The 21585-nt window shown below is 69.8% G+C and carries 21 protein-coding genes, 2 tRNA genes, 1 other RNA gene and 2 pseudogenes; 12 read left to right on the top strand and 14 right to left on the bottom strand.

Annotated elements, in window-relative coordinates; translation table 11 throughout:
* From ACGF3C_RS05715 to ACGF3C_RS05695, 5 genes are all read right to left on the bottom strand, one after another.
* Complete coding sequence (locus ACGF3C_RS05715; protein WP_357233405.1) at nucleotides 1-963, bottom strand: ABC transporter permease; 963 nt, start codon at nucleotides 961-963, stop codon at nucleotides 1-3.
* The gene (locus tag ACGF3C_RS05710) at nucleotides 960-1964 is read right to left on the bottom strand and encodes an ABC transporter permease (protein ID WP_357233403.1); all 1005 of its coding nucleotides are present in this window, start codon (nucleotides 1962-1964) and stop codon (nucleotides 960-962) included. Before ACGF3C_RS05710 ends, ACGF3C_RS05715 begins: the two co-directional genes overlap by 4 nt.
* An 82-nt stretch (nucleotides 1965-2046) precedes the next feature.
* Nucleotides 2047-3711, bottom strand: coding sequence for an ABC transporter substrate-binding protein (locus ACGF3C_RS05705; RefSeq protein ID WP_357235494.1), 1665 nt, complete (start codon nucleotides 3709-3711; stop codon nucleotides 2047-2049).
* Between the two features lie 313 nt (nucleotides 3712-4024).
* On the bottom strand, nucleotides 4025-4618 hold the full coding sequence (recR, locus tag ACGF3C_RS05700; protein ID WP_210780747.1) for a recombination mediator RecR: 594 nt from the start codon (nucleotides 4616-4618) through the stop codon (nucleotides 4025-4027).
* An 8-nt stretch (nucleotides 4619-4626) separates the two neighbouring features.
* Nucleotides 4627-4935 carry a YbaB/EbfC family nucleoid-associated protein gene (locus ACGF3C_RS05695; RefSeq protein WP_007466279.1) on the bottom strand — a complete coding sequence of 103 codons (309 nt, stop codon included), beginning with the start codon at nucleotides 4933-4935 and terminating at the stop codon, nucleotides 4627-4629.
* 201 nt (nucleotides 4936-5136) lie between these two features.
* Here ACGF3C_RS05695 and ACGF3C_RS05690 point away from each other — a divergent pair, with 201 nt between their 5' ends.
* On the top strand, nucleotides 5137-5808 hold the full coding sequence (locus ACGF3C_RS05690) for a DUF998 domain-containing protein (RefSeq protein ID WP_393219182.1): 672 nt from the start codon (nucleotides 5137-5139) through the stop codon (nucleotides 5806-5808).
* Between the two features lie 69 nt (nucleotides 5809-5877).
* Here the strand turns inward: ACGF3C_RS05690 and ACGF3C_RS05685 are convergent, their stop codons facing one another.
* Both ACGF3C_RS05685 and ffs read right to left on the bottom strand, forming a co-directional pair.
* Nucleotides 5878-8997 carry a DNA polymerase III subunit gamma and tau gene (locus tag ACGF3C_RS05685; protein WP_393219179.1) on the bottom strand — a complete coding sequence of 1040 codons (3120 nt, stop codon included), beginning with the start codon at nucleotides 8995-8997 and terminating at the stop codon, nucleotides 5878-5880.
* A gap of 203 nt (nucleotides 8998-9200) precedes the next feature.
* Nucleotides 9201-9290, bottom strand: an RNA gene (ffs, locus tag ACGF3C_RS05680) — signal recognition particle sRNA small type.
* 82 nt (nucleotides 9291-9372) lie between these two features.
* On the opposite strand from ffs, the gene ACGF3C_RS05675 reads away from it, so the two are divergent.
* The 4 genes and pseudogenes from ACGF3C_RS05675 (at nucleotide 9373) to ACGF3C_RS05660 (ending at nucleotide 11396) form a co-directional block, all read left to right on the top strand.
* Nucleotides 9373-9457 (top strand) — tRNA-Ser (locus tag ACGF3C_RS05675).
* Between the two features lie 361 nt (nucleotides 9458-9818).
* Complete coding sequence (locus ACGF3C_RS05670; protein WP_393219176.1) at nucleotides 9819-10025, top strand: hypothetical protein; 207 nt, start codon at nucleotides 9819-9821, stop codon at nucleotides 10023-10025.
* A gap of 614 nt (nucleotides 10026-10639) precedes the next feature.
* Nucleotides 10640-11214, top strand: a pseudogene (locus ACGF3C_RS05665) (DUF5753 domain-containing protein); the annotation flags it as partial.
* Nucleotides 11205-11396 (top strand): DUF397 domain-containing protein, encoded by a 192-nt coding sequence (locus ACGF3C_RS05660; protein WP_393219173.1) that lies wholly within the window; start codon nucleotides 11205-11207, stop codon nucleotides 11394-11396. The pseudogene ACGF3C_RS05665 and the gene ACGF3C_RS05660, both read left to right, overlap by 10 nt.
* 37 nt (nucleotides 11397-11433) lie before the next feature.
* Here the strand turns inward: ACGF3C_RS05660 and ACGF3C_RS05655 are convergent, their stop codons facing one another.
* On the bottom strand, nucleotides 11434-12081 hold the full coding sequence (locus ACGF3C_RS05655; RefSeq protein ID WP_393219170.1) for a DUF1349 domain-containing protein: 648 nt from the start codon (nucleotides 12079-12081) through the stop codon (nucleotides 11434-11436).
* 158 nt (nucleotides 12082-12239) lie between these two features.
* Between ACGF3C_RS05655 and ACGF3C_RS05650 the strand changes: the two genes are divergently transcribed.
* Both ACGF3C_RS05650 and ACGF3C_RS05645 read left to right on the top strand, forming a co-directional pair.
* Nucleotides 12240-12794 carry a hypothetical protein gene (locus tag ACGF3C_RS05650; RefSeq protein ID WP_393219167.1) on the top strand — a complete coding sequence of 185 codons (555 nt, stop codon included), beginning with the start codon at nucleotides 12240-12242 and terminating at the stop codon, nucleotides 12792-12794.
* Nucleotides 12795-12886: 92 nt separating this feature from the next.
* Nucleotides 12887-13381 carry a hypothetical protein gene (locus tag ACGF3C_RS05645; protein ID WP_357206085.1) on the top strand — a complete coding sequence of 165 codons (495 nt, stop codon included), beginning with the start codon at nucleotides 12887-12889 and terminating at the stop codon, nucleotides 13379-13381.
* 69 nt (nucleotides 13382-13450) lie between these two features.
* On the opposite strand, the gene ACGF3C_RS05640 is transcribed toward ACGF3C_RS05645, so the two are convergent.
* Nucleotides 13451-15064, bottom strand: coding sequence for a carboxylesterase/lipase family protein (locus tag ACGF3C_RS05640; protein ID WP_393219164.1), 1614 nt, complete (start codon nucleotides 15062-15064; stop codon nucleotides 13451-13453).
* Between the two features lie 171 nt (nucleotides 15065-15235).
* Between ACGF3C_RS05640 and ACGF3C_RS05635 the strand changes: the two genes are divergently transcribed.
* Together ACGF3C_RS05635 and ACGF3C_RS05630 are read left to right on the top strand one after the other, a co-directional pair.
* Nucleotides 15236-16171, top strand: coding sequence for a TetR/AcrR family transcriptional regulator C-terminal domain-containing protein (locus ACGF3C_RS05635; protein WP_393219161.1), 936 nt, complete (start codon nucleotides 15236-15238; stop codon nucleotides 16169-16171).
* Nucleotides 16168-16602 (top strand): annotated as a pseudogene (locus ACGF3C_RS05630) (SDR family NAD(P)-dependent oxidoreductase); the annotation flags it as partial. The gene ACGF3C_RS05635 and the pseudogene ACGF3C_RS05630, both read left to right, overlap by 4 nt.
* A gap of 135 nt (nucleotides 16603-16737) precedes the next feature.
* On the opposite strand, the gene ACGF3C_RS05625 reads toward ACGF3C_RS05630, so the two are convergent.
* Nucleotides 16738-16824: transfer RNA gene (locus tag ACGF3C_RS05625), tRNA-Ser, on the bottom strand.
* A gap of 75 nt (nucleotides 16825-16899) precedes the next feature.
* Between ACGF3C_RS05625 and deoD the strand changes: the two genes are divergently transcribed.
* The gene (gene deoD, locus ACGF3C_RS05620) at nucleotides 16900-17607 is read left to right on the top strand and encodes a purine-nucleoside phosphorylase (protein WP_074315244.1); all 708 of its coding nucleotides are present in this window, start codon (nucleotides 16900-16902) and stop codon (nucleotides 17605-17607) included.
* A 144-nt stretch (nucleotides 17608-17751) separates the two neighbouring features.
* Here the strand turns inward: deoD and ACGF3C_RS05615 are convergent, their stop codons facing one another.
* From ACGF3C_RS05615 to ACGF3C_RS05600, 4 genes are all read right to left on the bottom strand, one after another.
* Nucleotides 17752-18198, bottom strand: coding sequence for a nucleoside deaminase (locus ACGF3C_RS05615; RefSeq protein WP_208648837.1), 447 nt, complete (start codon nucleotides 18196-18198; stop codon nucleotides 17752-17754).
* Between the two features lie 145 nt (nucleotides 18199-18343).
* A complete protein-coding gene (locus ACGF3C_RS05610; protein ID WP_355006056.1) occupies nucleotides 18344-18871 on the bottom strand; it encodes a tRNA adenosine deaminase-associated protein in 528 nt (175 codons plus the stop codon).
* A gap of 116 nt (nucleotides 18872-18987) precedes the next feature.
* Entirely contained in the window at nucleotides 18988-19155 is a 168-nt protein-coding gene (locus ACGF3C_RS05605; protein ID WP_167362451.1) for a hypothetical protein, read from the bottom strand.
* Between the two features lie 111 nt (nucleotides 19156-19266).
* Complete coding sequence (locus ACGF3C_RS05600; protein ID WP_357224728.1) at nucleotides 19267-19656, bottom strand: hypothetical protein; 390 nt, start codon at nucleotides 19654-19656, stop codon at nucleotides 19267-19269.
* 64 nt (nucleotides 19657-19720) lie between these two features.
* On the opposite strand from ACGF3C_RS05600, the gene ACGF3C_RS05595 reads away from it, so the two are divergent.
* Both ACGF3C_RS05595 and ACGF3C_RS05590 read left to right on the top strand, forming a co-directional pair.
* Nucleotides 19721-20482, top strand: coding sequence for a M23 family metallopeptidase (locus ACGF3C_RS05595; RefSeq protein WP_357224725.1), 762 nt, complete (start codon nucleotides 19721-19723; stop codon nucleotides 20480-20482).
* A gap of 1 nt (nucleotide 20483) precedes the next feature.
* On the top strand, nucleotides 20484-21557 hold the full coding sequence (locus ACGF3C_RS05590; protein ID WP_357224722.1) for a PHP domain-containing protein: 1074 nt from the start codon (nucleotides 20484-20486) through the stop codon (nucleotides 21555-21557).
* The last annotated feature ends 28 nt before the right edge of the window (nucleotides 21558-21585 follow it).

Here is a 21585-nt window from a genome sequence, read left to right as displayed (position 1 = left end):
CTACTTCCGCAGCTTCGGGTCGAGGGCCTCACGCATCGCCTCACCCAGCAGGGTGAAGCCGAGCGCGGTGATGATGATCGCGACGGCCGGGTAGATCGCCAGTGACGGCCGGATGCCGAGGTACTGCTGCGCGTCGGCGAGCATGACCCCCCACTCCGGTACGGCGGTGTCCGGGTTGCCGAGGCCGAGGAAGGAGAGCGCCGCGGCCTCGATGATCGCGGTGGCCAGGGTCAGCGTGGCCTGCACGATCACCGGGGCGAGGGAGTTCGGCACCACGTGGGTCAGGGCGATCTTCGACTTCTTGACGCCGAGCGAGGTCGCCGCCAGCACGTAGTCGCTGTTGGCCTGGGAGATCATCGAGCCGCGCAGCAGCCGGGCGAACACCGGCACCGAGACCACGCCGACCGCGATCATCACAGTGGTCAGGCTGGCCCCGAGCAGGGCGGCGATGCTCACCGCCAGCAGCAGGCTCGGCATGGCCAGCAGCATGTCGATGAAGCGCATGAGGGTGGTGTCGATCCACCGCCCCCACCGGCCACCGAGGCCGGCCGCGGCACCGGAGATGCCACCGATCAGCGCGCCGATTGCCAGACCGATCAGGGTGGAGACCACGCCGACCAGCAGGGTCTGGCGGGCGCCCACGATCATCCGGCTGAACTCGTCCCGGCCCTGGTGGTCGTAGCCGAACCAGTGGTCGCCGTTCGGGCCGGGGATGACACCCGGCTTGATCAGCCCCTCCCGGATGCCGATCGTGTCCGTCGCCGCGTACGGCACGAGGAACGGGCCGACCACCGCGACCAGCACGAAGATCGCCAGGATGACCGCGCCGACGATCGCGGCAGGGTTGGTGCGCAGCCGACGGAACGCCTCCTGCCAGAGGCTGACGCCCCGCTCGTCGTCACGGGCGGCCAGCTCGGAGAGCCGGTCGATCTTTTCCTTCTTCTTGCCTGGGCTGAGTGTCATCGCACCCTCACCCTCGGGTCGATGAAGCTGTAGGAGAGATCGACCAGGAGGTTCACCAGCACGTACACCACCGCGATGATCAGGATGAAGCCCATCAGCACCGGATAGTCGCGTTGGCCGATGGCCTCGGCGACGAACGCTCCGATGCCGCTGAAGGCGAAGACGGTCTCGGTCAGCACCGCGCCGGAGAGCAGGCCGCCCGCGAGCAGACCGATCGAGGTGGCGACCGGCAGCATGGCGTTGCGCAGGACGTGCCGGCGACGAACCGTCTGCTCGGTCAGGCCCTTCGCCTCGGCGGTCCGCACGAAGTCCTCGTTGAGCACCTCCAGCACGCTCGCCCGGGTGATCCGGACGATGATCGCCAGCGGGATGCTCGCCAGCGCGATGCTGGGCAACACCAGATGCCAGAGGGCGTCGGCGGCGGCGTCCCACTCACGGGTCATCAACCCGTCGAGGACGAAGAAGTTGGTGACCCGGGTCGCCTCGAGCGTCGGGTCCTGCCGGCCGCTGGACGGGAACCAGTGCAGGTTCTCCGAGAAGATCGCCTTGAGCACGTAGCCCAGGAAGAAGACCGGGATGCAGATGCCGATCAGCGAACCGCCCACTGACGCGTGGTCCAGAAAACGGCCGCGACGGCGGGCGGCCAGGTAGCCCAGCGGGATGCCGATGCCGATCGCGATGATCATCGCGGTGATGGTCAGCTCGACGGTGCCGGGGAAGCGCTCGATGAACTCCGTGGTGACCGCCCGCTTGGTGGAGGTCGAGGTGCCCAGGTCGAGCTTGATCATGCGCCGGACGAACCGGCCGTACTGGACCAGGATGGGCTCGTCGAGCCCCATGTTGCGGCGGATGGCGGCACGCATCTCGGGCGTGCCGCGCTCGCCGAGGATGGCGGTCTCGGGGCCGCCGGGGAGCCGGCGGAGCCAGATGAAGAGCAGGATGGAGAGCCCGAACAGCGTGGGTATCAGCTGAAGCAGGCGCCTGACGATGAACCGGAACACGGCGGCCTCGAAGGGGTGCGGAGGGTTGCGGGCGAGCGCTGTGCGACAGCGCCCGCCCGCGTTCCTTGCGTCAGATCAGGACTTACTTGAACTCGGCGGTGGCGAAGCGCTCGTCGGTGAGCGGGCTCGCCTTGACGCCGGTCACGTCCTTGCCGAACACGATCGCCGGCGGCGAGTGCGAGATCGGCACACCCGGCAGGAACTCCATCACGGACTTGTTCAGGGCCTTGTACTTCTCGGTCCGGGCCGCGATGTCGGCGGTGGTGTCCGCGTCCTTGAACTGGTCGAACAGGGCCTTGTTGTTGAAGCCCCACTCGTCCTTCGGCCGGTCGAAGAAGGTGCCGATGAAGTTGTAGGCGTCGCCGTAGTCGCCGGTCCAGCCCAGGAAGTGGATGTCGTGCTTGCTACCCGAGGTGGTGGCGTTCAGGTAGTCCGGGCTCCACTTCAGCGGGATCGCCTCGACGGTGATCCCAACGGCCTTCAGGTCCGCCGACAGTAACTCGAAGATGTCCTTCGGGTTCGGCATGTACGGCCGGGTGACCTCGGTCGGGTAGTGGAACTTCAGCGTCAGGTTCGACGCGCCGGCCTCGGCCAGCAGCGCCTTCGCCTTGGCCGGGTCGTAGGTGTACTTCGGAACGTCGCCGTTCCAGCCCTCGACGGTGTCCGGCATGAAGTTGTCGGCGACCTTGGCGCCCGGCGGCAGCTTGGAGGTGACCAGCTGCTGACGGTTCAGGGCGTACGCGATGGCCTGCCGGACGCGGACGTCGGCGAGCTTCGGGTTGCCCTTCTGGTTCATCGCCAGGTAGAGCACGTTGAACGCCGGGCGCGTGAGCATGTTGAAGCCCTCGCTCTTCAGCGGCTCGACGTCGGCCGGGCCGACCAGGTCGTAGCCCTGGATGTCGCCGGAGCGCAGCGCCTGCTTGCGGGCGTTCTCGTCCGAGATCGTCTTGAAGATGAGGGTCTTCAGCTTGGCCTTGGCGCCCGAGTAGTCCTCGTTGCGCTCCAGGGTCAGCGTCTTGTTGGCGACGTCCCAGGCCTTGAACTTGAACGGACCGGTGCCGGTCGGGTGCTCCGTCGCGTACGACGGGTACTTGATGTCCTCGGCGGTGCCCGCGACGTTGCTCGCGTCGAACTCCTGCAGCGCCTTCGGGCTGTGGATGGAGAACGAGGGGAGCATCAGCGCGGCCGGGATCTTGCTGGAGACCCGGGTGAAGGCCAGGTCCACGGTGGTGGCGTCCTTGGCGGCGCAGGACTTGAAGAGGCTCGGCGGAAGCTCCGCGTCCTCGTTCTTGGCGAAGCCACCCATGACGTCCTGCCAGTACGCGGTCACGTCCGGGCTCTGCATGAGGCCCTTGGCGTTGTACCAGCGGTTGAAGTTGACGCAGACGGCCTCGGCGTTGAAGTCGGTGCCGTCGTGGAACTTCACGCCCGAGCGGAGCTTGAAGGTCCACGTGGTGCCGGCGGCGTCCGGGGTCCAGGACTCGGCCAGGCCGGGGGTGACCTTCGTGCCACCCTCCTCCGGTCGGACCAGGGTCTCGAAGACCTGACGCGCCACACGCAGCGACTCACCGTCGCTGGCGAAGCTCGGGTCGAGCACCTTCGGGTCTCCGGCGACGCCGAAGATGAGGGTGTCCTTCTTACTACCGCCGGATTTGTCGTCGTCGCGGTTGCTCTCGGCGCAGCCTGCTACCGCGAGGGCCGCGACCGCGATGGCCGCGATCGCGACCTTCGGCCTGGGTGCACGCATGTGTGCTTCACCTCGTCCTTGGGGGTACGGACAACGTGGTGACAGGGGTCACCGATGGCGGTGACCATAGCTCCCGATGCGTCCACCCGGAAACCGCTGAGTGGACGGTTGGTATCGGATCGTGCCTCAACCGCCGCTTGACATTCGATTCTTAGGTAAACAGCGGCAAAAACCGATCAATCAGCACCCGCGATGCCAAACTGTTACGTCGAACAGCCCCGATGAGGGCACAGGTGTCAGATCATTTCCGGGCAGAGACGCAGCGGTGGCCGGCACCCACACGGGTGCCGGCCACCGGCCGTACGTCAGGCGATCAGACCGCGCGGCGCCCCTCGAAGGCCCGACCGAGGGTGATCTCGTCGGCGTACTCCAGATCGCCGCCGACCGGCAGCCCGCTGGCCAGCCGGGTCACCGAGATGCCCATCGGCTTCACCATCAACGCCAGGTAGGTGGCCGTCGCCTCGCCCTCGGTGTTCGGATCCGTGGCCAGGATCAACTCCCGCACCCCGCCGCCACCGAGCCGGATCATCAACTCCCGGATGCGCAGATTGTCCGGGCCGATCCCCTCCAGCGGATTGATCGCCCCACCCAGCACGTGGTAGCGACCGCGGAACTCACCCGTCCGCTCGATGGCCACCACGTCCTTGGGCTCCTCCACCACGCACAGCACCTCCTCGGTGCGACGCTGGTCGCGGCAGATCCGGCACTGCTCGGACTCGGCCACGTTGTAGCAGGTGGTGCAGAACCGCACCAGCTCCTTGACCTTGCGCAGCGCGCCGGCCAGCCGGTTTACGTCGGCCGGATCCGCCGAGAGGACGTGGAACGCGATCCGCTGAGCGCTCTTCGGACCCACGCCCGGCAGCCGACCCAGCTCGTCGATCAGATCCTGGATGGCACCTTCGTACATCTGCCGGCTCAGAAACCGGGCAGGCCGAGGCCGCCCATGCCGCCGGCGACCGGGCCCATCTTGCGCTCGGTCAGCTCCCGGGCCGCCTCGGCGGCGTTGTGCACGGCCGCGACGACCAGATCCTCCAGCGTCTCCACGTCGTCCGGGTCGACGGCCTTCGGGTCGATCTTGATGGCCTTGAGTTCACCGGAGCCGGAGACCGTCGCGGTGACCAGCCCGCCGCCGGCGGTGCCGGTCAGCTCGGCCTCGGCCAGCTCGGCCTGGGCGGCGGCGATCTGCTGCTGCATCTTCTGCGCCTGCTTCAGCATCTGCTGCATGTTCGGCTGTCCACCTGGGCGCACGGGATGGCTCCTTCTCGCACTCGTCTGCTCGACCGCCGCTCAGCCTATCCGCTGGGACCGACCTCGCCCCGCCCGGTGCATCCGCCCACGCCGAGGCTTCGGGTACGGCTACCCCTACCCCGAACCGGCCATCTGCTGGTAGTGCGCCCATACCCGTCGCACTGGTCTGCTCAAGGCATGAACCTCAACCGCACCGGCCGGGTCGGCGCACTGTGCTGGCTCGCGGCCTCGCCCGTCTTCCTCGTCGCCAGCCTGATCACCGGTCTGCGGTGGCGCGAGCCCACCTACAGTTGGGCCACCCACAACATCAGCGACCTCGGCAACGCCCACTGCGGCGTCTGGGACACCACCCGCCCCCGCTACGTCTGCTCACCGTGGCACCCGTTGATGAACACCGCGACACTGGCCACCGCCGTCCTGCTCGCCGGCGGGCTCCTGCTGACCTGGCGGGTTCTCGGCTGCGGCCCGGTGGTGCGCACTGCCCAGACACTCCTGCTGCTGGCCGCCGGCGGATACGCCCTCGTGGCCCTCTACCCGGCCGACATTGACGAGAACCTGCACGTCCTCGGCGCAGTCCTGATCATGGTAATGGGCAACGTCGGCCTGCTCCTCGCCGGCTTCGCACCACGCAGCACGACGCTCGGCAGGTGGCGCCGGCTCACTCTCACCGCCGGGCTCATCGCGCTGGCCGGAACGACACTGTTCGCCGCCCAACAGGGCCTGGGGCTCGGGGTGGGCGGCATGGAACGAGTAGCGGTGCTCCCGTTCCCCCTCTGGGCCTGCGCCCTGGGAGTCCTCCTGACCGAAACCCCCCAACCGCGCGATCTTGCACTTTCTGTCCCAACATAAGGGGCATTCCGAACATAATGACGACCGAAACTGCAAGATCGCCGAGGCGAGGCGAGGCGGGGCGGGGCGTTAGCGGGCGTCGATCTCGTTGATTTTTTCGGCGCCGAAGGTCTCTCTGAGGAGGCGTACCGCCTGCTCCTCGCTGGACTCCCGGGCGGTCTTCTCGTCGATGATCTCGTCCAACGGCTCGTCGCCCGGGTCGAACCCCTCGAAGGCCGGGGTCGCCGCCGGTGCTGCGCCGCCAGGCCGGCCGCCGGCCCGCGCCGGGCCGTCGAAGTCCGGGTCGTAGGGCGGCTCGCCGGCCCATTCGGCGTCCGCGACGGGCCGGGCTGCCGCTCCGGTACGCGCACCGCGCCCCGCCGCCGCCGCGCGAGCCGCGGCGATGGCGCTGCTCACCGGCGCACCACCGGCTGTCGCCGGCTGCCGGGCCGCCGGTGTCGGGTTACCCCGCCCGCCCGGCTTACCGCCACCGGCCGCCGCCCCGGGCCCACCCGAACCATCGGGTCCGGTGCCGTTCGCGCCACCGCCGTTGGCGCCGCTGCCGTTCGGGCCGCTGCCATTCCCGGCGTTCCCGCTTCCAGCGTTCCCGTACCCGGTGCTGCCGTTCGCGCCGGTCGACAACGGTGCGGAGTGAGGGCTCGGCTCGTTTCCAGCGGACGCGCCACCAGGTCGGGCGGCCTCCGGCCAGTCCTCGTCATCCGTAGCCTCGGCGGCGAGGGTGCCTCCGCCTGGGCGGGCCGCCTCCGGCCAGTCGCCGTCGTCGGCCGCCGCCGGGGCGGACGGCGCTGCGCCCCGCCCACCAGCAGCGTGGCCACCAGCACCATGCCCACCAGCAGCGTGGCCAGTGGAATCCGCACCGACACCGGCACGCGAAGCCGAGCCGGCAGCGCCGCTCGGGTTCGCGGCGATCGGCGAGGTGTTCGTCGGACCGGCGGCGGTCGGGGCGTTGGGTGGCCCACTTCCAGGCCCGGCGGAGTTCGCACCTGGCGCTGCGGTCGAGCCTGACCCAGCGTTCGAGCCGGGCGCGGCGTTCGGGCCATGCGCGGCGCTGAAACCAGGCGCCGCGCTCGAACTTGGCGCAGCGGTCGAGCCAAATGTGTTCGCCCCTGACGCTGCGTTCGAGCCATGCGCAGTGTTCGAGCCAGACGCAGCGTTCAAGCCGGGCGCGGCGTTCGAGCCAGGCGCAGCGGTCGAGCCAGGCGCGGCATTCGAGCCGGCGGCATTCGAGCCAGGCGCGCTCGTCGGGCCTGCGGCAGTCGGGTTCGCGGCGGCGGGCGCGTCGGACGGGGCTGGCGGCGCGGCGGGTCGGGGCGGTGCGGTCTGCGGTGCGCGCGATGAGCCGGACAGCGACACGCCGCCGCGCTCGCCGGCCACCTCGCAGCGGATCTGCCAGCGCCCGCCCAACTCCTCGTAGAGCGCGTCGGTGAGCACCGCCGCGTGGTCGGCCATCATCTTGGCCAGCACTGTTGACTTCACCGTCAGCACCAGCGTGTCGCCGTCGAGTTCGCGGACCACCGCGTCGCGCATCAGGGCGGCGATCCGCTTGTTGGTCCGGTTGACCTTGCCGACCACGTCGGGCCAGACGCGACGTACCGCCACCGCGTCCAGCGCGGCGGCCGGTGCTCCGGGTCGGGGCGGCGCGGGCGTGGCCGGGTCGGGAAGCACCGCCGACGGTGGCACCACGCGACGCGGGGCCGGGCCGGCGGGCGAGACGGGTACGGCCTGGTCAGCGGTTGCCGGACCGGTCGACGCGCCGGGCGAGGCCGGGATCGGCGAGTCGGCCGGCGAGACGTACGAGGCCGGTGCGCCGGAGGTCGGAGCGGATGCCTCGGTGACCGGAGCAGCCGGGGCGGGAGCGCCCTGGGCCGGGGACGCCGCCGGGTCGACGTCCCACGGCGGTGCCGAGGTGGGGGCGTTCGCGGGTGCCGGGGTGGCGGCAGCCGGGACCGGGGTGGCTGGCTGTGGGCGTACCCCTGGGTGGTTGGTTGGCGCGGAGCCGGCGGCGGCCGACGGCGCGTCGCCGCCGCCCAGGGTGAGCCGGCGTTCCATCCGTTCCAGGCGCTGGAGCAGGCCGCCGGTGGAGTCGTCCGCGCCGGGCAGCAGCATCCGGGCGCAGATCAGCTCCAGCAGCAGGCGGGGTGCTGTGGTGCCGCGCATCTCGACCAGGCCGTTGTGCACGATGTCGGCGCAGCGGGAGAGCGTTGCCGAGCCGAGCTGCGAGGCCTGGGCTGCCATCCGCTCGATCTGGTCGGCCGGGCCGTCGATCAGACCCTTCGCGGCGGCGTCCGGCACCTGCTGGATCACGATCAGGTCGCGCAGCCGTTCCAGCAGGTCGGAGGCGAACCGGCGCATGTCGTGCCCGGCCTCGGCGACCCGGTCGACGGTGGCGTACGCGGCCGCGCCGTCACCGGCGGCCAGCGCGTCGCACATCTCGTCGATCAGCGCCGAGTCGGTGACCCCGAGCAGCGCGACGGCCCGGGCGTAGCTGACTCCCTCCGCGCCGGCGCCGGCGATGAGCTGGTCGAGCACGGAGAGGCTGTCCCGCATGCTGCCGCCACCGGCGCGGACCACCAGCGGAAAGACCGCCGGCTCGACGGCGACGCCCTCGGCCTGGGTGAGCTGTTCCAGGTACGGGCGGACCACCTTCGGCGGAAACAGCCGGAACGGGTAGTGGTGGGTCCGCGACCGGATCGTGCCGAGGACCTTCTCCGGCTCGGTGGTGGCGAAGATGAACTTGACGTACTCCGGGGGCTCCTCGACCAGCTTGAGCAGGGCGTTGAAGCCCTGGGTCGAGACCATGTGCGCCTCGTCGATGATGTAGATCTTGAAGCGGCTGCTGGCCGGCGCGAAGAAGGCGCGCTCGCGCAGCTCGCGGGCGTCGTCGACACCGCCGTGGCTGGCCGCGTCGATCTCGATCACGTCGATCGAGCCGGCGCCGTCGGCCGCCAGCGAGCGGCAGGAGTCACACTTGCCGCACGGCTCGGGCGTGGGGCCCTGCTCACAGTTGAGCGAGCGGGCCATGATCCGGGCGCTGGTGGTCTTGCCGCAGCCACGGGGGCCGGAGAAGAGGTAGGCGTGGTTGAGCCGTCCGCTGCGCAGCGCCTGCGACAGCGGCTCGGTCACGTGCTCCTGACCGATGACCTCAGCGAAGGTACGCGGCCGGTACTTGCGGTAGAGCGCCAGCGTCACTCGTCCCGCCTCCTCTCGACCGAGCCATTCTGCGCCGGTCGGGCGCGGGTGACCACCCACCACCCCGGGCGCCTGGGCCTTCAGCCTTGATCGACCGGGCCGCCAGGGCTTGATCGACTCGGCTTCCTGGAAACCGCGGTGTCCGCATGGCCGGGACACCGCGACATCAGGGATGTCGAGTGGATCAACCGGCCCACAGACAAAAAGGCCTCCCGTGCACCCGGCAGAGCTCGCTTATCCTTGCTGCCTTCCGGCCCTGGGGAGGTTCACGAGATACCGCCGCACGGGAGGTGACGCCCAGCCTACCCGACCGCCTGTCGATCTTCAGGGGGTGGTGGGGTGGCCCGGCCGACACGGACCTGTATCCTGGCTCGCGGAGGATTCGCCTAGAGGCCTAGGGCGCACGCTTGGAAAGCGTGTTGGGTTTACACCCTCACGAGTTCGAATCTCGTATCCTCCGCTCGCCTGAGCAGCACCAACGACAGGGCCGGCCCTCATGGGGACCGGCCCTGAGTCGTCTGTGCGGCCACCATCGTCTCAGTTGTCGCCGCATTCGCTGGCGGGCCGACCCACCTGCAGCCATCCACGGCTGAAGGCCCCGAGACCAGCGATCGCCCCCTCCTTGGTGCCGCCGCCCAGGGATGCGGCGCATGGCAGGGGCGTGCGTGTACCTAAGGCAATCCTTGACACCGACAAGAGTTGTTCTCGCACAACCTGTGCGACACGGGTCGCCACTTGCCTCTAACAATAGTGACGGCGCCCGAGTTGCTCCTCGGGCGCCGCCCTGCTCCCAAGCCAATCCAACAAGCAAGGAGCTCCCCGTGACGATACTCCAGACCGACCGACAGACGGAACTCCCGATCGAGAAGGCAGCACAAAAAAGGCTTCTCACCGTACGCCGCTTCGTAATCGGCGCCGCCTGCCTCGCCGGAGCTTCAGCAATCAACAACCGCACCGGCGATATCGCACTGTCGACTGCCGCCGTTCCCGTATTACACGGATTTCTCAGTCACTGGATAGTCGAATAGATTACCGGGAAGCAACGGGACTCCCTTGACAAACTTTTGGATCATCAAGGTTGAATATGACCGCAACCCATCCATCTCGGGCGCGATCAAGAAAGTGTCAAACGATCTGGAGCTGACCGTGTTCGAGGTGAACCGCCCAAGCGGAGAAAGGCTGCTCGTTCAACAGCGCGTCTTCTGCGATAGCGCCGACGACTGCTTGGTAGCGGCGCGGAGCCTGGTCTTCGATATCCGGGATCGAACCGGGTGTGAGCAAGAGCCGGTCTCCATACTGACCCATTCCGAGCGATCACCTGAGCCAATCCCTCCGCTGTGGACGTTATCTGAGGCGGCTCTACTGTTGGGCGTGTCTCGCCAGCGAGCGCAGCAGCTTTCGCAGACGAAGGCATTTCCTCGCCCTTTGTACAGAACACCAAGCGGGCCACTCTATGCAGCAACCGAGATTAGCAAATATTGCGACAACAAAGCGAAGAGAGCACCCAGGCCGGAGAGCAACATCATTCCGATCGTAGAGCGCGCTGAACGAAGTTGGCCTTGACGTTGACGTTACTGGTTGGGGCTGTCTAGTCAGCCCCAACCAGGTATTTATTAGCCCTCCTCACCCCAAAGTAGCCCACCGACGTCGTGATCCCATTTGGTTCGTCCGTGGCAGGAGATCGAGCGCGAGGCGGTGTCGCTTCGGTCGTACGAGTCGACAATTCTGCCGGGGCTGCTCCAGACCGAGGCGTACGCCCGCGCGGTGCTGGGCGACGCGGGCCTGATTCCCCGGGGTGAGATCGACCGACATCTCACCGTCCGGCTCGGCCGGCAGGGCATCCTCAAGCGGGACGACCCGCCGCAGTTCACGGCGGTGGTGGACGAGGCGGTCATCCGCCGTCCGGTGGGCGGCCGATCGACGATGCGCGGGCAACTGCTGGCCGTGGCGGCGGCGTGCGTCGAGCCGCACATCCGGGTGCACGTGGTGCCCAGCACGGTCGGCGCCTATGCCGGCCTCAACGGACCTTTCGTTATCGCGCACAGCCACGACCACCGGGTCGCCGGCTACCTCGACAACCAACTTCAGGGACAAGTCGCTAGCGACCCGGAGGACATCGCGGCCATGATGGCGGCATGGGAGAACGTGCGCGGCGAGGCGTTGTCCCACTGGCAGTCGGTCCAACTCCTCCAGGAAGTGGCGGAGTCATGGAGCTGAACGGCGCCCGGTGGCGCAAGAGCAGCCGCAGCAGCGGCAACGGCGGCGCCTGCGTCGAGGTCGCCGACAACCTGCCCGGCGTCATCGGCGTACGGGATTCAAAGGACCCGACCGGTCCGGCGCTCGCCTTCGCGCCCACGGCCTGGCGCGCGTTCGTCAGCCAGCTCACCCGACGCACCTGACCTGCTCCCGGTCACACGCCCCACCGCGGCGAACAGGTCAGGACCCGTCGCGGAGATCTCCCAGACGCTCTGCCCGGAACGTGATCTCGTCGAAGGTCACGCTGCACCCCTGACCGGTCGGGGACTGGCCCGCGAAGCCGATCCGGTCGCGAGACGCGTCGGGGTCGAGGAGGAAGACGCGGATCAGCTGCCAGGTCTCACCGTCGACCGAGGCGTGGTACGCGTAGACCCCGTCGACTCGGGAGACTCGCAGCCACACCGACCGGTCGGGTACGACGAAGGAGTTCGCGTCGTCGGCGACGCCTCGGCAGATGACCGACACGATCATCGGTTCGCCCGCCGGGGAGAACTCGAAGCACAGCTTGGCCCAGCGCCGCTCGTCGAGCCATAGCAGGAGCACACCGGCATCGAAGGTGGCGGCGAAGTCCACGCTGACCCGGGCGCTGAACTGGAAGTCCCCCGTCGGCAGGTCCCCGATCAGCGTCGCGGCGTTGAGCGTCGACTCGGCGCTGACCGTGGTGGTTCCGGCCGCGTCGGCGACGCCGGTGCTGGGGTCGATGAAGATGTCCGTGAGCGGCTGCGCCTCGACCGCCACGCTGCCGGCCGCCTCGTCGACCCGCCACAGCTCGGCGGACGAGGGCACGAGCGGGAACGGCACACCGGGAACGCTCAGTTGACTGACCATGGCCAGGACCGTACAACGGTCGCCCTGCTCGCCGACGCCCACTGATCGAGCAGGGCCCGGCACGTCCTTTCTCCGGCCGGTACCGTCCCAGGCACCGACGACGGAGAGTCCCGTCGTACACATGTTCTATCCACAGGCTGTGGACGACCGGAGGTTCCATGGCTTACCAGCTCAGCGCGGTGGTCGCGGACGTTGAGCTGCTCCGCGAGCAGACCGCCGGGCTGGATCACGCGGTCCTCGGCGGGCTGCGCCAGGACTTCGCGTTGCTGCCGGTCACCCCGCAGTTGGTGATCGAGCTGACCGGGTCGTTGCCGGATTTCGCCACTGACGACCGGAGCGCCGCGCGTCCGTTCGGCCTGGTGTTGTCGACGGCGCTGGTCGAGGTGCTGACCCGTTGGTCACAGTCGGGGCCGGTGGCCTATCTGGAGGCGGAGTTCGGTGGTGGGGTCGGCTACCAGTCGGCAGCGGTGTGGTTGGGCGGGGCGCTGTCCTGGGGCCCGTGCTTCGACGACGAGTTGAGCGCGCCGCGCGAGCAGTGGCCGATCAACGGCGCGCTGAGTCAGCTCGGCGTGGAGCCCGGCACCTGGATCGACAGGTTCGCCGAACTGGGGTTGCATCTGGAGCGAAGCACCGAGGGTTGGTTGGCGCACGGGCGGCGTCGACTCAGCGCCGACTACTGGGACGAGCTGGTCGAACAGTGGGAAAACCAGTAATCCGGCGTTCGGCAGCAACCTGAACGCTCCCGTTCCGTTGGGGACTGGGGGATTCCATGAAATTGCGACAATTTGCGTTTATCGCCGCGCTGTTGACGGCTGCCTCGATCGCGGGCAGCGGCGTACCGCCCACCAGGTCGATTCCGAACGGCCGGCCCGCCGGCAACGTGGAGATCATCGACCTGAACGGCCTCAGCAACATCGAATTCGGTGCCACCGAGGACGAGCTGACCCGACGCGGCATCCTGCGTACCAGCCTGGACGCCTGCGGGCCGATGCTCGCTGGCCACGACACGGTCAGCCCGGTCTTCGTGGAGGACAAACTCGTGCTGCTCTGGGTCGGCGACCCGATGCGGACACCGGAGGGCATAACGGCGGGTTCGCCCGTCGACGAGGTCTGGGACCGCTACCCGGAGGTCAGCCGATTGAGGGCTCCACAGGGGACACACCGACTCGACGGGCTGCTCGCCCGCAGCGGCGACCGCGCGTACCTGTTCCTGCACGACGGGCGCACGGTCCGAAAAACCATAGCCGGGTACGCGGACTGGGCCCGCCGCCTCTTCAACGAGGGGACGGGCCCGTGCTGAGCCGGGCTGACCCGTCGAACCGCTCCGCTCCACGATGGATCGTCCCGGCCCCGACGGATCAGTCGCCGTTCAGCGGAGCAGCGACCGCCAGAAGTCGTACGAGTGGGCCGCCGCGAAGTCCGTCGCGCCCGATCCGCCGCCACCGGCGAACACCCGCACGTACGGAGCATCAGGGCGCAGTCGCGGCCAGCCCACCCGACCCGTCCGGGCGAAGTCGCTCCAGGTCCGCACCATCTCGTCGGAGAGCCGCCGCTGGGTCGGCGTGAGCGCCTCGGCATAGTCGACAGCGAACAGGTACGGCAGCTCGGCACAGTGGTACGCGCCGGTGGCGAACGTCGGTTCGGGTCCTTCGGTGAAGAACGGCGACTCCTCGTCGGCGAACTCGTACGCGAACGTCGGCACCCGCCGCGCGAAAGCCAACGCGGCGGAGTAGATCGGCTCGGCGTAGTCGTGATCGGTCAGCACCGCGCCCAACGTCACGCTGGCGGAATGTGCGGGGTCGCGCGGATAGCGGGCCAGCACCTGCCCCGCGTGGTCACCGAACATGGCGCGTACCTGGTCGCGGTACTGGTCGTCAGTGAGCGGGCACGACTCCGGCTCCTGGTCGGGCTTCGGCGGCTCCGGGCAGTTGAGCCCGACCCGTTCCATCCCCCACACCACGAGTCGGGACTCATCCCGGTTCATCCCGGTCAACACCGGCACCGGATGCAGCCTCCCGGTGCTCAGCGCGTCCGCCGGGTCCACCGGTAGCGTGCGACCGTCGACGACCGGGCCCAGGTCGACTCCCGCGCCGGGATAGCCGACCGTCTCGACCAGCCGGGCGGGGGTCCGTCCGCGCAGGCAGGCGGCGACCACAGCCGGGTCGGTGCAGCCGATCCTCCGCGCGAACTCCCGGGCCGCGTCGACCGCCTCGGCCCGGGTCTGGACCGGGTTGGCGCACGAGTTGCTCTGCATGATCGCGCGGTGGAACAGGCCAGCGGCGGCGGGCGCGGCGAGCTGGGCGCAGACGCTGGTCGCCCCGGCGGACTGACCGAACACTGTGACGTTGCCCGGGTCGCCGCCGAAGGCCACCGCGTTGCGCCGCACCCAGCGGAGTGCGGCCTGCTGGTCCTGCAACCCGAAGTTGCCGGTGACTCCGTCCCGGCCGGCCAGCGCCGGATGCGCCAGGAAGCCGAGCGCGCCGAGCCGGTAGTTCAGAGTGACGACGATGACGTCACCACCGGCGGCCAGCCGCTGCCCGCCGTGGCCGTCGCCACTGCCGAACCGGAAGTCGCCGCCGTGCAGCCACACCATGACCGGTCGTGGCGTTCGTGCAACCGAGCGCGGGGTGGTGACATTCAGGTAGAGGCAGTCCTCGGATTCGGAGGGTCTGTCCATCGGCAGCCCTTGCAGTTGGGCGCAGGTGGCACCGGGCCGGCTGGCGTCGCGTACTCCGGTCCATGTCGGACCGGGCTGCGGCGGTGCCCAGCGCAGCGTGCCCAGCGGCGGGCTCGCGTACGGGATGCCCTGGAACGAGCGGTGGTCCGCCGCGACGGTCCCCCGCACCGCGCCCTGGTCGGTCCGGACGACGGCCGCGCTCCGGCGGTCGTCGTTGGCCGCGGCCGGACCGACGGCCATCGCCGGACAGACGAGGACGACAACGCCCAATGTGACGGCCCATCGGGGGTACGAGACTCTCCTCATGCTCTTCCCATCTCGTCGACGCCGGTACGGCGTACGCACCGGGCTGCGTCGAGCATGTCGAGCTGGCAACCATCCGGACACGGAGCTCTAGTACGCCGCGACGGGCAGGACGGGGGCACTGGCTGGTGCTCTAGTGCGCTACGGTCGCCGCGAGGCGGACGGGAGGCGATCGTGGCGGAGTTCGACGAGGCCGCTCCTCCTTATCTGCGCATCGTCGGGGAGTTGCGACGGCGCATCGTGGCAGGCGAGCTGGGTGCGGGCGACCGGGTGCCGTCCACCCGGCAGATCGTTCGGGAGTGGGGCGTCGCCATGGCGACCGCCAGCCGGGCGCTCACCGCGCTCCGCCAGGAGAATCTGGTCCGGGCGGTGCCGGGTGTGGGCATGGTGGTGACCGGCGCAGCGCCGAACACGCCGGGTCGGGCCGCCCCGTCCGCCGGTCGGCGGCTGCCCGTCCAAGGGTTGAACCGCGACCAGGTGGTGCGGACCGCCATGACGATCGCCGACGCCGAGGGGTTACCGGCGCTGAGCATGCGGCGCATCGCGCTGGAGTTGGACGTCCCCACCATGTCGCTGTACCGGCAGGTTCGGGGCAAGGAGCAGCTTCTCGTGCTGATGGCGGACGCGGCCTTCGCCACGCATCGGCTGCCGCGCACGTTCCCGCCCGGTTGGCGAGCCCAGCTGGAGTTGCTCAGCCGACTTCAGTGGTCGATCTACCGGCGGCATCCCTGGCTGGCCCAGGTCATCTCACTGACCCGCCCGCTGATGGCACCGCATGCCGTCGCGCACACCGAGTGGGCGCTGCGTGCTCTCGCCCGCCACGGCTTGGACCAGCACACCAAACTCCATCTGGTGGTCGTCCTGGCCAACCATGTTCGAGGCAGCGCCGTCAACCTGGAGCGGGAGGCCGAGGCGGAGCAGGACACCGGCCTGAGCGGTGACGAATGGATGACGGCTCAGGCCGACGTGTTCGGCGGACTGCTCGCGGCGGGCGAGTTTCCGCATCTGGCCCGGCTCAGCCGGACAGCGATCGACCTCGACGTCGAGAGCCTCTTCGAATTCGGCCTGCAACGACTCCTCGACGGGGTGGAGCAGCTGCTCGGACGGTGACGTTCAGACCGGGTCGGTGGCCTGCTCCGGTCGTTCACCGAGGCGCCCTCATATCCCTGACGCCAGAACGCCTCGACGCCGGCGGCGGAGAGTTCCGGTCGCTCGACTCGATCACGGTCGAGCACGTCGCCAAGACCTTCGATCAACATCTACGGCACCATCTTCACCGTGCAGAAGGCCCTGCCGGCACCCCGGCGTTCAGCGTCTACGCGGCGTCCAAGGCGGCCATCCGCTCGTTCGGCCGCACCTGGGCCGCCGAGCTGATCGGCCGGAAGATCCGGGTCAACACCCTGGTGCCCGGCTCTACCGAGACCCCCGGGCTCGCCGGCCTCGCACCCAGCCCCGCCGAGGCCCCCGGGCTGCTGAAGACCATCGCCTCGGGCGTGCCCATGCAGCGCATGGCACACCCGGACGAGATCGCCAACGCCGCGCTCTTCCTCGCCTCCGACCAGAGCAGCTTCATGACCGGCGGCGAGTTGTTCGTCGACGGGCGGCGAGCAGCAGCTCTGACGCGAAAACGCCCGGTCGATCCTCGCGGATCGACCGGGCGTTTCGGCACTACGGAGCGGTGGCGGAGGGATTTGAACCCTCGGAGGGCGTTAACCCTCACACGCTTTCGAGGCGTGCTCCTTAGGCCGCTCGGACACGCCACCGCCGACGAGGGTACAGGACCGCCGGTTCCGACGCCGAACCGGTATCGCCCGGGCCGGCCTGGCAGGATCTTTGCCATGAGTACGCACATCGGCGCGAAGCCGGGCGAGATCGCCGAGCGGGTCCTGATGCCGGGCGACCCCCTGCGGGCCAAGTGGATCGCGGAGACCTACCTCGAGGGCGCTACCTGCTACTCGACGGTTCGGGGCATGCTGGGTTTCACCGGCCGCTGGAACGGCGTCGAGGTTTCCGTCCAGGGCTCCGGCATGGGCATGCCGTCGGCCTCCATCTACGCCCACGAGCTGATCAACGAGTACGGCGTGAAGACGCTGATCCGGGTCGGCTCCTGTGGCGCCCTCAGCACGGACCTGCAACTGCGGGACGTGGTGGCCGCGATCGGGTCGTCCACCGACTCGAACATGAACCGGATGCGCTTCGACGGGCTGATCGACTACGCCCCGGTGGCCGACTTCGGGCTGCTGCGTACGTCGGTCGAGGTGGCCGAGCGGCGTGGCATCACCATGCACGTGGGGCCGATCCTGGCGGCGGACGCCTTCTACACCGACCGGCCGGACCTGTACGACACCCTCGCCGACTACGGCGTGCTGGCAGTGGAGATGGAGTCGGCGGCGCTCTACACGATCGCCGCCCGGTTCAAGGCCCGCGCGCTGACCGTGTTGACCGTCAGCGACCACATCAAGACCGGTGAGAAGACCACCTCGGAGGAGCGCGAGCAGACCTTCAGCCAGATGGTCGAGATCGCCCTCGACACGATCATCGCCTGACCTGTTCGGGCGGCAATACCGCGAAGAGCGTGATGACTGTGAGGCATCACGATGACTCACAGTCATCACGCTCTTTCGCATCAGACCGCCGGGGCGCAGAAAGTCAGACGGCGGCCAGTGCCTTCAGACGGCTGCCAGCGCCTCTCAGCGGAAGAACGCGCGCAGGACGGTGGCGGTCTCGGCCTCCAGCACCCCGCCGTAGACCTCGGGGCGGTGGTTGAGCCGACGGTCCCGCAGCACGTCCCAGAGCGATCCGGCAGCGCCGGTCTTGGGCTCCCAGGCACCGAACACGACTGTGGAGACCCGGGCCAGTACCAGCGCCCCGGCGCACATGGTGCACGGTTCGAGGGTGACCACCAGGGTGCAGCCGTCCAGCCGCCACCGACCGGTGCGCTCGGCGCCCCGGCGCAGGGCCAGCACCTCGGCGTGGGCGGTGGGGTCACCGGTCAGCTCGCGCTCGTTGCGTCCGGTGGCCAATTCGGTGCCGTCCGGCCCGTAGAGCACCGCTCCCACCGGCACGTCGTCGACGTCGGTGCTGACCGTGTCGTCGACGGGTGGGCCGGCGACGGCCACCTCCAGGGCACGGCGCATCCACAGCTCGTGCCGCTGTCGTCGGCCGACCTCGCCCAGGTCGGCCAGGCCCTCGTGCGCGCCGGGCCCGGCGCGGCGCACCGCGCCGGGGGTCGGCTGGCCCGGTCGGATCGACTCCAGCGACGGATCGGTGGCATCGGCCGGCTCAGACCTCACGCAGCTCCTCGACCTCGTCGGCGCAGCCGAGCACCTGGCAGATCTCGACGGTGACGTCCGCCGGCATCATCCCCTCGTGGGTGCAGAGGGTCAGCAGCTTCTGCGCGGAGATACCCAGGTTGGCCAGCAGGTCGGCGTCGCCGACCGGATCGGCCTCCGGGTCGACGACGGGCTGCTCGGTCTCCTCGTCACCGGTGCTCACCGGGCGTGGCTCGTCGTCGCCGTCGAGCCCCGTGACCGAGGTCTTCAGGTCACCGACCAGCAGCGACCCGAGCTGAGACTCCTCCGCGTACGCGGAGTCCGAACCGAAGACCCGCAGGTCCTCGCCCTCGTCGAGGCGCAGGATCACCAGGTAGGCGTCGTCGGCCTCGACGAAGAGCAGCGACACGTCGGCCTCCAGGTCGACGTCACGCAGCCGGTCGGCAACCTCGTCGATGTCGGTGGCGCCACGCAGGCTGACCTCGGCGGCAGTCCAGCCACTGTCGTCGCGCACCACGGCCGCAGCGAAGTACGACACGGTCCCCCCAATAGCCTCGACACAGCGTCGACTCGTTACGCGTGCACGTTAGCCGGTCGGGTCGGCAGGCGACCCGTCAACGCCCCGAAGGGCGGGTCATTCCTGACAAAGTCGAATCAGCCGACCACTCGACGGCGGGTGGCGATGAGCTGGCGCAGACGCTCGGTGCGCTGCCGCTGCGGTCGGCTGCGCTGGCGGACCGCCCGGGCGCCCGCCAACTCGGCCAGCAACTGCAGTCGACGGCGATTGCGATCGGGATCCTGCCGGGGAGTGGTCCAGGCCATAGTTGCGAGCGTGCCGAGTCTCGGCGGCCACGTCAAGACGGCGTTCGCTACGCAGCCAACCGGGCACACGGTGCAGTCACCGAACACCGTTTCGGGGCCCGTCCGCGCCGGTCACCACAGCGGCCAGTCACCACTGGTGGCCCAGCGGACCGCCACCACTGCTGCGGCGATGCTCCAACCACCCGCCGTGACGATGGCGACCCCGGTCGCCACCCCTCGGTCGCCGAAGCGCACCAGCACCAGGGCGGTGGCCCAGGCCAGCAGGCCGGCGAACACCGTCCACCACGCGTAGCTGGCCACATCGGTGCCGAGCAGGCCGAACAGCAGCAGCCACCCGGCCGCCGCGCCGCCTCCGGCGGCGACACCACCGCCGGTGACCGGGTGCGGCTCGCGATAGGTGGGCCGTGGCGGTGGCCCGGAGGGGAAGAGACCCGACGGGGTACGCGGAACCGGGCGGGCGGCACCGAAATCCGGGCCAGGTTCGGGTCGGGCAATGGTCACCGTCGCTGCCCTCCCTCACGCGTGCCGCTCGTGCCCACGGTACCGGCTCTGCCAGGATGACCGGATGTCCTCGCCGACGATCAGCCGCCGCGCTCGTCCGGCGTACCCGATCCTGCTGTTGCTCGCCCCGGTGTTGGCCGCCGGCTGCGCGACCACCCGGCCGGGGGTGCCCGACGGCGCCGCGCCGACGCCACAGTCAGTCTGGGCGACCGCGGACCAGCCGGCGTCGCAGCCGCCCCCGCCGGCGGCGAGCGACCCGAGCTCCCCGGCGCCGTCGTCGGCCAGGCCGTCGGCGGCGGCACCCCGCACCGGGCTGAAGCATGTCTTTCCGGTACGCGCCGACAACGTCGACTACCACCCGACGCACGGGGCGTACCCGGCGACGGACCTCTTCGCCGACTGCGGCGAGCCGTTCGTGGCGGTGACCGACGGGACGGTGCTGGAGGTGAGCCGAGTGGACCGGTACCGCAAGCGTGGGCCGCAGGGCCCGGACAACGGTGGCCTGTCGGTCGCCCTGCTCGGGGACGACGGGGTGCGCTACTACGGCTCGCACCTGAGCGTCGTGACCGGCGGAGTCGACGCCGGGGTGCGGGTCCGCGCCGGGCAGCAGCTCGGCAAGGTGGGCCGTACGGGCAACGCGAACAACGTGTGTCATGTGCACTTCGGCATCTCGCCGGCGTGCGCGGGCAAGGACGGCTGGTGGATCCGGCGCGGGGTGATCTGGCCGGCGCGTTACCTGGACTCCTGGCGGCGCGGCGGCAACCGGGAGCCGGCCACCGAGGTCACCGCGTGGCAACGCAAGCGCGGTTGCCCGAAGGCGCCCTGACATGGCTCGCGCGAGAGACCCCATCGCCGACCTGCGCCGGATCGCCTTCCTGTTGGAACGGGCGAACGAGGCCACCTACCGGGTACGCGCGTTCCGGTCGGCGGCGAAGGCGCTGGCCGGCCTGCCTGCGGCCGAACTGACCGAACGGGTCGGCAACGGCACGCTCACCGAACTGGCCGGGGTCGGTGACGTCACGGCTCGTTGCGTGGCGGAGTCCCTCGCCGGTGAGGAACCTGTCTACCTCCGTCGTCTGGTGGCGACCGAGGGCAGCGACCTGGACGCCGAGGCCACGGCGCTCCGCGCCGCCCTGCGCGGCGACTGCCACACCCACTCGGACTGGTCCGACGGCGGCTCACCCATCGAGGAGATGGCGTTGGCCGCTGTGGAGTTGGGCCACGAGTACCTGGTGCTGACCGACCACTCGCCCCGGCTGACGGTGGCCCGCGGGCTGACCGCGGAGCGGCTGCGCCGGCAGCTCGACCATGTGGCGCAGGTGAACGCGGCGCTGCCCGAGGGATTCCGGATCCTCACCGGGATCGAGGTGGACATCCTCGCCGACGGTTCCCTGGATCAGGACGACGACCTGTTGGCGCGGCTCGACGTGGTGGTCGGGTCGGTGCACAGCGGCCTGAAGGACGAGCGGTCGAAGATGACCCGCCGCATGCTGAAGGCGGTCGCCAATCCGCACCTGGACATCCTCGGGCACGTCACCGGCCGGATGGTGTCGTCCCGCCCGGCCGGGGTGACCGGTCCGGGCGATCGGGGGCACCGCGCGCGGACCAGGGCGGAGAGCGACTTCGACGCGGACGCGGTCTTCGCCGCCTGCGCCGAGCACGACACCGCCGTCGAGATCAACTCTCGGCCGGAGCGGCAGGACCCGCCGAAGCGCCTGATCCGTCGCGCCCTGGAGGCCGGCTGCCGGTTCGCCATCAACACCGACGCGCACGCGCCCGGCCAACTCGACTGGCAACGGTTCGGCTGTGAACGCGCCGCCCTCTGCGGCGTCCCCGCCGACCGCGTGATCAACACCTGGTCGGCGGAGCAACTGGTGACCTGGACGCACACCCGCACCTGACTCCCGGCGCTGATCGAAACTGTGGTCG

It is taken from the genome of Micromonospora sp. NPDC047762, from assembly GCF_043204655.1.
Lineage (GTDB): Bacteria > Actinomycetota > Actinomycetes > Mycobacteriales > Micromonosporaceae > Micromonospora.
The sequence above is the reverse complement of the archived record's forward strand: the minus strand, read 5'-3'. Positions and strand labels throughout refer to the sequence as shown.

Bases quoted from the DNA above. Each gene is read 5' to 3' on its own strand.
- ACGF3C_RS05715 (WP_357233405.1), bottom strand. From the start codon at position 963: ATGACACTCAGCCCAGGCAAGAAGAAGGAAAAGATCGACCGGCTCTCC.
- ACGF3C_RS05705 (WP_357235494.1), bottom strand. From the start codon at position 3,711: ATGCGTGCACCCAGGCCGAAGGTCGCGATCGCGGCCATCGCGGTCGCG.
- recR (WP_210780747.1), bottom strand. From the start codon at position 4,618: ATGTACGAAGGTGCCATCCAGGATCTGATCGACGAGCTGGGTCGGCTG.
- ACGF3C_RS05695 (WP_007466279.1), bottom strand. From the start codon at position 4,935: ATGCAGCAGATGCTGAAGCAGGCGCAGAAGATGCAGCAGCAGATCGCC.
- ACGF3C_RS05690 (WP_393219182.1), top strand. From the start codon at position 5,137: ATGAACCTCAACCGCACCGGCCGGGTCGGCGCACTGTGCTGGCTCGCG.
- ACGF3C_RS05660 (WP_393219173.1), top strand. From the start codon at position 11,205: ATGGAGCTGAACGGCGCCCGGTGGCGCAAGAGCAGCCGCAGCAGCGGC.
- ACGF3C_RS05655 (WP_393219170.1), bottom strand. From the start codon at position 12,081: ATGGTCAGTCAACTGAGCGTTCCCGGTGTGCCGTTCCCGCTCGTGCCC.
- ACGF3C_RS05650 (WP_393219167.1), top strand. From the start codon at position 12,240: ATGGCTTACCAGCTCAGCGCGGTGGTCGCGGACGTTGAGCTGCTCCGC.
- ACGF3C_RS05640 (WP_393219164.1), bottom strand. From the start codon at position 15,064: ATGAGGAGAGTCTCGTACCCCCGATGGGCCGTCACATTGGGCGTTGTC.
- deoD (WP_074315244.1), top strand. From the start codon at position 16,900: ATGAGTACGCACATCGGCGCGAAGCCGGGCGAGATCGCCGAGCGGGTC.
- ACGF3C_RS05615 (WP_208648837.1), bottom strand. From the start codon at position 18,198: ATGCGCCGTGCCCTGGAGGTGGCCGTCGCCGGCCCACCCGTCGACGAC.
- ACGF3C_RS05605 (WP_167362451.1), bottom strand. From the start codon at position 19,155: ATGGCCTGGACCACTCCCCGGCAGGATCCCGATCGCAATCGCCGTCGA.
- ACGF3C_RS05595 (WP_357224725.1), top strand. From the start codon at position 19,721: ATGTCCTCGCCGACGATCAGCCGCCGCGCTCGTCCGGCGTACCCGATC.
- ACGF3C_RS05590 (WP_357224722.1), top strand. From the start codon at position 20,484: ATGGCTCGCGCGAGAGACCCCATCGCCGACCTGCGCCGGATCGCCTTC.